6 protein-coding genes and 1 tRNA gene are annotated in these 7,344 nt (G+C 62.6%); 4 read left to right on the top strand and 3 right to left on the bottom strand.

The genetic code is table 11. The annotated features are described in order from the left end of the window. Positions 1-1,240, top strand: a 1,240-nt coding sequence (locus tag ACEW8G_RS05000; protein WP_373487344.1) for a cation:proton antiporter, incomplete at its 5' end; no start/stop codon positions are given. A gap of 33 nt (positions 1,241-1,273) precedes the next feature. Here ACEW8G_RS05000 and ACEW8G_RS04995 read toward each other — a convergent pair. From ACEW8G_RS04995 to ACEW8G_RS04985, 3 genes are all read right to left on the bottom strand, one after another. Further along, a tRNA-Leu gene (locus ACEW8G_RS04995) sits at positions 1,274-1,358 on the bottom strand. Between the two features lie 99 nt (positions 1,359-1,457). Further along, positions 1,458-2,906 carry a coniferyl aldehyde dehydrogenase gene (locus tag ACEW8G_RS04990; RefSeq protein WP_373487343.1) on the bottom strand — a complete coding sequence of 483 codons (1,449 nt, stop codon included), beginning with the start codon at positions 2,904-2,906 and terminating at the stop codon, positions 1,458-1,460. A gap of 110 nt (positions 2,907-3,016) precedes the next feature. Further along, positions 3,017-4,189 (bottom strand): PQQ-dependent sugar dehydrogenase, encoded by a 1,173-nt coding sequence (locus ACEW8G_RS04985; protein ID WP_373487342.1) that lies wholly within the window; start codon positions 4,187-4,189, stop codon positions 3,017-3,019. A gap of 149 nt (positions 4,190-4,338) precedes the next feature. On the opposite strand from ACEW8G_RS04985, the gene ACEW8G_RS04980 reads away from it, so the two are divergent. The 3 genes from ACEW8G_RS04980 to folP all read left to right on the top strand — a co-directional run. After that, positions 4,339-4,929: a ribonuclease HII gene (locus ACEW8G_RS04980; RefSeq protein ID WP_373487341.1), complete on the top strand. Its 591-nt coding sequence runs from the start codon at positions 4,339-4,341 to the stop codon at positions 4,927-4,929. A gap of 217 nt (positions 4,930-5,146) precedes the next feature. Beyond that, positions 5,147-6,307 carry a site-specific DNA-methyltransferase gene (locus ACEW8G_RS04975; protein ID WP_373487345.1) on the top strand — a complete coding sequence of 387 codons (1,161 nt, stop codon included), beginning with the start codon at positions 5,147-5,149 and terminating at the stop codon, positions 6,305-6,307. Between the two features lie 5 nt (positions 6,308-6,312). Continuing rightward, positions 6,313-7,344: dihydropteroate synthase (gene folP / locus ACEW8G_RS04970; protein WP_373487340.1), on the top strand; the 1,032-nt coding region annotated here is incomplete at its 3' end.

Below are 7,344 nucleotides of genomic sequence, written 5' to 3'. Positions count from 1 at the left end.
GCAGACGCCGGGCTGGCTGCTCGCGCTCTACGCGGTGCTGGCGATTGGCGGCCTGGTTGCCGCCGGGCGCTATGGGCTGGCGCCGCTGCTCAAGCTGATCGGCAAGGTGGCGGAGCGCGAGCTGTTCATCGTTGCCGGACTGTTTGCGGTGTTTGGCAGCGCGGCGCTGATGCACTCGATCGGCGTGTCGGCGGCGCTGGGCGCGTTCATCGCTGGCGTCATGCTCGCCGATTCTCCCTTCCGCCACGAGCTTGAGGCGGACATCGACCCGTTCCGCTCGATCCTGCTCGGCCTGTTTTTCCTGGGCGTCGGCATGATGCTCGATCTCGACGCGATCTATGCAGACCCGGTGTTCATCATCGCGATGGCGGCGGCGCTGGTGGCGATCAAGGTCGGCATTATCTTTGGCCTAGCCAAGGCGTTTGGCATGGAAACGCGCGCGGCGCTGGTGCTCGGGCTGCTGCTCAGCCAGGGTGGTGAGTTTGCGTTTGTCCTGTTTGCCGAAGCGCAGCGCGCGTTGCTGATCGCGCCCGAAGCCGCCAGCCGCTTTGGTGCGATTGTGACGCTGTCGATGGCGACGACGCCGTTCCTGATGCTGCTCTCGCGGCGGTTCGGCGGGGTGCGCGGCACGGGTACCGAGGACATGGTCGATCCCGAACATGCGCGCCTGTCGAGCGCGATTGTCATCGGCCATGGGCGGTTTGGCCAGGCGGTGGCGCAGATATTCGCCGGGGCGAACATCTCTGTGACGCTGATCGACAGCAATCCCGAGCAGATCCGGTTAAGCGGCGAATTTGGTCGCAAGGTGTTTTATGGCGATGGCACGCGCATTGATCTGCTGCGCCGCGCCGGTGCCGAACAGGCCGATTCGTTGCTGTTCTGCATCGATGACAAGGACTTCGGTCCGGATCAGATCGCGCCGATTGCCCATGCCTTTCCTGATGCGAAAATCTTCGTGCGCGCTGTTGATCGTCGCCAGCTGCTTGCGCTCAAGCACGCACCGATAGCTGCGGCACAGCGCGAATTGTTTGAATCCTCGGTCAAGCTGGCGCACACCGCGCTGCTGCGCACAGGCCTTGATCCGGTGACCGCCGACCGCGTGATCGAGGAATTCCGCAAGCGCGATTGCGAGCGGCTGGAACTGCAGATCGAACACGGCACGATGCACGCAGGCAAGCACCTGAGCTTCGGCGGCATCGAATCGAAGGCGTTTGATCCGGAGGCGGATCGAGACGCATAGCCAGCAGGCAGGTACAATGTGGCCAGATGGAAATGGTGCCCCTGGCCGGAATCGAACCAGCACTCCTTTCGGAACTCGATTTTGAGTCGAGCGCGTCTACCAATTTCACCACAGGGGCACGTGGGACGCTTCCCCTAACCGAGGCGGCGCGGGGGTGCAATCCCAAGAATAATCAGGCGCAAGAATGGCTGCGCCCGAGCACAGCCAGGTTGGTCCGTCAGACCTTGAGGTCGCGGGCAATCGCCTTTTTGGTGGCGCTGCCATAAGGCGGCAGAAACCCGCCCAACTTGGCGACGTCGATCTTGGGCTGGCTGTAAATCGCCTTGGCATGGCTGAAGCGGCGGAAGCCGTCGATGCCGTGATACGCCCCCATGCCCGATGGCCCGACCCCGCCGAACGGCAGGTCTTCCATTGCGACGTGGAAGATCGTGTCGTTGATCGTTACCCCGCCCGAGATTGTCCGGTCCATGACCTTCTGCGCCTCGGCCTTGTCATCGCCGAAATAATAGAGCGCCAGCGGCCGATCGCGCCCGTTGACGAAATCGATCGCCTCATCGACCGAGGCATAGGTCTTGACCGGCAGGATGGGGCCAAAAATCTCGTCCTGCATCACCTTCATGTCGTCGGTGACGTTGCGCAGGATGTGCAGCGGCATCTTGCGGCTGTTGGCGGAGGCAAAATCCTCGCCCGCCGGGTTGACCTCAATTACCTCCGCACCCTTGTCCCGCGCGTCGTCGAGATAGCCAGTGAGCCGCTGGTGATGACGCTCGTTGACCACGGCGGTGTAATCATCGTTGGCGAGCAGGGTGGGATAGAGCGTGCCCACCGATTGCTTGATGTTGTCGATGATCTCGGCCTCGTCTTCCTTGGGCACGAACAGATAATCGGGGGCGATGCAGATCTGCCCTGCATTGAGCATCTTGCCCATCGCGATGCGCTGCGCGGCCTTGGCCTTGTCGGCACCGCGACCGATGATGGCGGGCGACTTGCCGCCAAGTTCGAGCGTTACCGGTACCAGATGCTTGGCGGCGGCGCGCATGATATGATGGCCGACGCTGGTCGCGCCGGTGAACACCAGATGGTCGAACGGCAGTTCGGAAAACATCTGGCCAACGTCGGGCCCGCCGGTGAAAAACGCGACCTCGCTGTCATCGAAATATCTGGGGCCGAGCGTCGCCAGCAGGTTTGAGGTGGTCTCGGTATACTCGCTGTTCTTGATCATCACCCGGTTGCCCGCGCCGAGCGCGCCAAAGGCCGGGGTGATGCACAGCTGCACCGGAAAGTTCCACGGCGCGATGATGCCGACCACGCCGAGCGGTTGGTATTCGACCCGCGCCTTTGCACCGAGCAAGCCCAGCGGAAACTGCACGCTGCGCTTTTCCGCTTTTGCCCAGCCGTCGAGATGCTTGATCGTGTGGCGCCCGACGTTGAGCACGCCGACAATATCGGTCATCATTGACTGGTCGGGGCTGCGATGGCCAAAATCCTCGCTCATCGCCGCGACCAGGGCATCGGCATTGTCGTGCACCAGCTTCATCAGCCGCCGGATACGTTCCTTGCGGACCTCAAGCGCGACCGGCAATTCGGCGGTGAAGGCGGCGCGCTGCTTGTGCAGCACCTCTGCAAGCTGCGATTCCTGCGGCGGCGCTATTGCTGCGGTTGCCATGATGTATTCTCCCGATTGTGTAATCGAAAGCATGGATAGCGCGATAGGTTGCGATTTGAAATGGCGATGTCGGCCGCGCAGCCTCCACCGCGCGGGTCAACCTTTCTCGATCACTTGGTGGGAGTGAGCCTCAGCAGCCGTCCCTGTGATCCGCGCGCGCCATCTTCCAGCACCCATATTGCGCCATCAGGCCCCTGTTCGACCTCGCGGATGCGCGCATCCATCGGCCAGATGTCCGCCTTCTCGGCATTCTCGCCGTCGAGCTTTACTCTCACCAAAGATTGCGCGCCAAGCGCTCCGATAAAGGCGCTGCCCTTCCAGGCCGGGAACATGTTGCCCGAATAGATCATCAGGCTGCCAGGCGAAATTGCCGGGGTCCACCAGACCTTGGGAGCGACGAAGCCGTCATCAGGGCTGTGATCGGGGATCGGCTTGCCATCATAATGGTCACCGTTTGAGACCTTGGGATAGCCATAGTTGGCGCTGCGCGTGACGAGATTGAGCTCATCGCCGCCCCTGGGGCCCATTTCGATGTTCCACAGCCGCCCTTCGCTGTCAAAGGCGAGGCCAAGCGGATTGCGATGGCCGGAAGACCAGACCTGCGCCCTGATGCGCCCCTGATCGTAGAAGGGATTGTCGGACGGAATGCCCCCGGTTGCGGTCAGCCGCACGACCTTGCCAAGGGTCTGGTCAAGGTCCTGCGCCGGATCGAATTTCTGCCGGTCTCCCGTCGAGATATACATCATGCCATCGGGACCAAAGGCGATGCGGTGGCCATAATGCCCATTGCCGCTGACCTTGGGTTCCTGCCGCCAGATCACCTTCAGGCCTTCAAGCTTCGCTGATCCATCTGCGGCAAGGTTCAGCTTGGCGCATCCGACCGCTGCGCCACTGGTGTCATTGTCGCCCGCCTCGGCCCAGCTCAGATAAATATAGCCGTCGTTGGCAAAATCAGGTGACAGAACAACATCACCCAGCCCGCCCTGGCCCTTGGCAAGCACTTCGGGCGTACCGCTCACGGTCACCATGCTGGCGGTGTCGCCGGTTATCGTGGCAAGCTTCATCTCGCCTTTTTTTTCGGTGACCAGCAGGCGGCCGTCGGGGAGGAAGGTCATCGCCCATGGTGCGTCGAAATCTGCGACCTCGGTGGTGACGAATGGCAGACGGTCAACGGGCGAAATTGCAGTGACCGCTTCGGCTTCGCCATTGGCAATCGCTTCATCACTGCTGGTGCACGCGATCAGCGCCAGAGGAAGCGCTGCGCTCAGGGTCAGTCGGTGCATCAAGTAAGCTCCATGTCTCATATTTGGGATCATCGCCAAACCCTCTGGCATTTGCAAACGATTCGACCTGCCGATAGGAATCGAGCAGGTCTTGTGCGACGATATGGGATGGGCCAAAGACGCATAAGCGTCCAAAAGGTTCCTATATAATGCAAGATGTTGCCCAGTTTATTGCCAGTTCCCGCTGCACCGCCGGGGTCGATGAAGCGGGAAGGGGGCCGCTCGCCGGGCCAGTTGTGGCGGCTGCGGTGATCCTGTGTCCGCAGGGCATTGCCGGGCTGGCCGACAGCAAGGTGTTGAGCGCCGCCCGACGCGCCGGGCTTGAGGCAATGATCCGCAAGACTTGCGGTTTCGCCATCGGCATTGCCAGCGTCGAAGAAATTGACGCGATCAACATCTTGCAGGCCACCATGCTGGCGATGACACGCGCGGTCGAAGGGCTGGGGCAATTGCCCGATGCGGTGCTGGTCGATGGCAACCGGCTGCCCAAATGGCGCCATCGGGCGCAGGCGATCATCAGGGGCGACGCTCTGCACGCCTGCATTTCCGCTGCATCGATCCTGGCCAAGGAGGAACGCGACCGGATGATGCGAGCAGCGGCACGCGACTGTCCGCAATACGGCTGGGAGCGCAACAAGGGCTATGGCACCGCCGAACATCTCGCCGCGCTGCGCAGCTATGGGCCGACCCCGCTGCACCGCAAAAGCTTCGCCCCGGTGGCGCAGGCGCTGCTGATCTGATCTTTTTTCTTTGAGCGAGTCCGCCGCGTCACACCACTAGGGGTTGAGTCCCCAATGGTTAACGTGACTCAACATCTGGATTTGGGCTCTTTGTGTTCCGCATGGCAACTTGTGCGTTAACCATTTAAACACGCGGAATCCCTAAGGTTTTGGCCTTGACCGATAAGGTATGAGGACTCATGCATTGGCTCGCAGGCAGGGCGAGCGGGGGCAGACGATGGTGGTTTTGGGCAATGATACTGTGGCAGCGGCAGCGCGCATCGCGCGGCCTGCCGCCCTTCGCAGGCCACCGTCTGCGCCGCAGCCAGCCTTGCCGCTGGACCAGATCCTGCGCGGCGATTGCATCGCGCAGATGCGCACCCTGCCCAGCGCCTCCATCGACATGGTGTTCGCCGATCCGCCATATAACCTGCAACTCGGCGGCGATCTGTTCCGTCCCGAAGGCGGCCGAGTGGATGCGGTCGATAACGACTGGGACAAGTTCGATACCTTTGCCGCCTATGACCGGTTCACCCGCGAATGGCTGGCCGAGGCGCGCCGCATCCTGAAGCCCGACGGGTCGCTGTGGGTGATCGGCAGCTATCACAACATCTTCCGCGTCGGCGCATTGCTGCAGGACCTCGACTTCTGGATCCTCAACGACATCGTCTGGCGCAAGGCCAACCCGATGCCCAATTTTCGCGGCACCCGCTTCACCAATGCGCACGAGACGCTGATCTGGGCCTCGCGAGATGAGAAATCAAAATACACGTTCAACTATCGCGCGATGAAGACGCTGAACGATGAACTGCAGATGCGATCAGACTGGGTGCTGCCGATCTGCGGTGGTCAGGAGCGGCTGAAACGCGGCGGCACCAAGGCGCACCCGACGCAAAAGCCAGAGGCGTTGCTCTATCGCATCCTGCTCGCCTGCACCAATCCCGGCGATGTGGTTCTCGATCCGTTTTTCGGCACCGGCACCACCGGCGCGGTCGCCAAGCGGCTGGGCCGCTCTTGGATCGGCTGCGAGCGCGACGAGACCTATATCGAGGTGGCAGAGGAGCGGATTGCCGCCGCGCTGCCGCTTGATGAATCGGGCCTCAAGACCATGCAATCGCCCAAGAGCCAGCCGCGCGTCGCCTTTGGGACGCTGGTGGAGACGGGCTATATCGCAGTCGGCGCGGAATTAAGCGACAAGGCGCGCAAACACCGCGCCACTGTGCGCGCTGACGGATCGCTGCTGAGCGGTGTGCTCTGCGGATCAATCCACAAGATCGGCGCCGAACTGCAGGATGCACCGTCGTGCAACGGCTGGACCTACTGGCATATCGAAACCGCCGATGGCCTCAGGCCGATCGACAGTCTGCGCCAGACCTATTTGCTCGCCACCGAGCCCTGAGCCATATGACCGCGCAGCTTTATCTGCGACCCGCTGGCCTTGCGGAAAGCCCGCAGACTTATGGCGTCGCGACCATTCGGCTGGGGCACAGCCTGATCTGGTGTCATCTGCTGGCGCTGGAGACGTTTGAAAACGGAAAGCTGATCGCGCGGCAACTGGTGCCGGTCGACCAGCTCGATGCGGTGATTGCGGAGCTGCCCGATGACCAGGCGCAGCGGATCACCACACAGCGCGCCAACCTCGCGCGGCAGCACGCGCCGCTTCAGCTTGGTGAACGCACGCTGCGCTTCGACCAGCCGCAGACCATGGGCATATTGAATGTGACGCCCGACAGCTTTTCGGATGGCGGCCGCTTTGCAGGCGATGCGGGGCAGGCGGCGGATGCCGGCTTTGCGATGATGGCGGCGGGCGCGGCGCTCATTGATGTCGGCGGGGAATCGACCCGCCCCGATGCACCGGTGGTGTGGGAGGGCGACGAGATTGCCCGCGTCATCCCAGCGATTGAAGCGCTGGCCAAATCGGGCGCGATCGTCTCGATCGACACTCGCAAGGCGGCGGTGATGCAGGCCGCGCTCGCAGCGGGCGCGCATATCGTCAACGACGTCTCGGCGCTGCTCTATGACAGCACGTCGCTCGGGGTCGTGGCCGATGCGGGCTGCCCGGTGGTGCTGATGCATGCATCATCGCAGGGCGCCAATCCGCATCTTGGCGGCAGCTATGCCAATGTCGTGACAGATGTGTTCGACTGGCTTGAGGCGCGCGTCGCTGATGTTGTGGCAGCAGGGGTGGCGCGCGAGAATATCATCGTCGATCCCGGCATCGGCTTTGGCAAGTCACTCGCCGACAATCTCGCGTTGATCAACGCACTGCCGCTGTTCCATGCGCTCGGCCAGCCGATCCTATTCGGGGCGAGCCGCAAGCGGATGATCGGGGCGCTGTCGAACGAGGCGCAGGCTGACGCGCGGCTCGGCGGATCGGTTGCGCTTGCGATGCAGGCGATGGCGGCGGGCGCGCAGATCATCCGGGCGCACGATGTG

Source organism: Blastomonas sp. (genome assembly GCF_041747255.1).
Classification (GTDB): domain Bacteria; phylum Pseudomonadota; class Alphaproteobacteria; order Sphingomonadales; family Sphingomonadaceae; genus Blastomonas.
The sequence above is the reverse complement of the archived record's forward strand: the minus strand, read 5'-3'. Positions and strand labels throughout refer to the sequence as shown.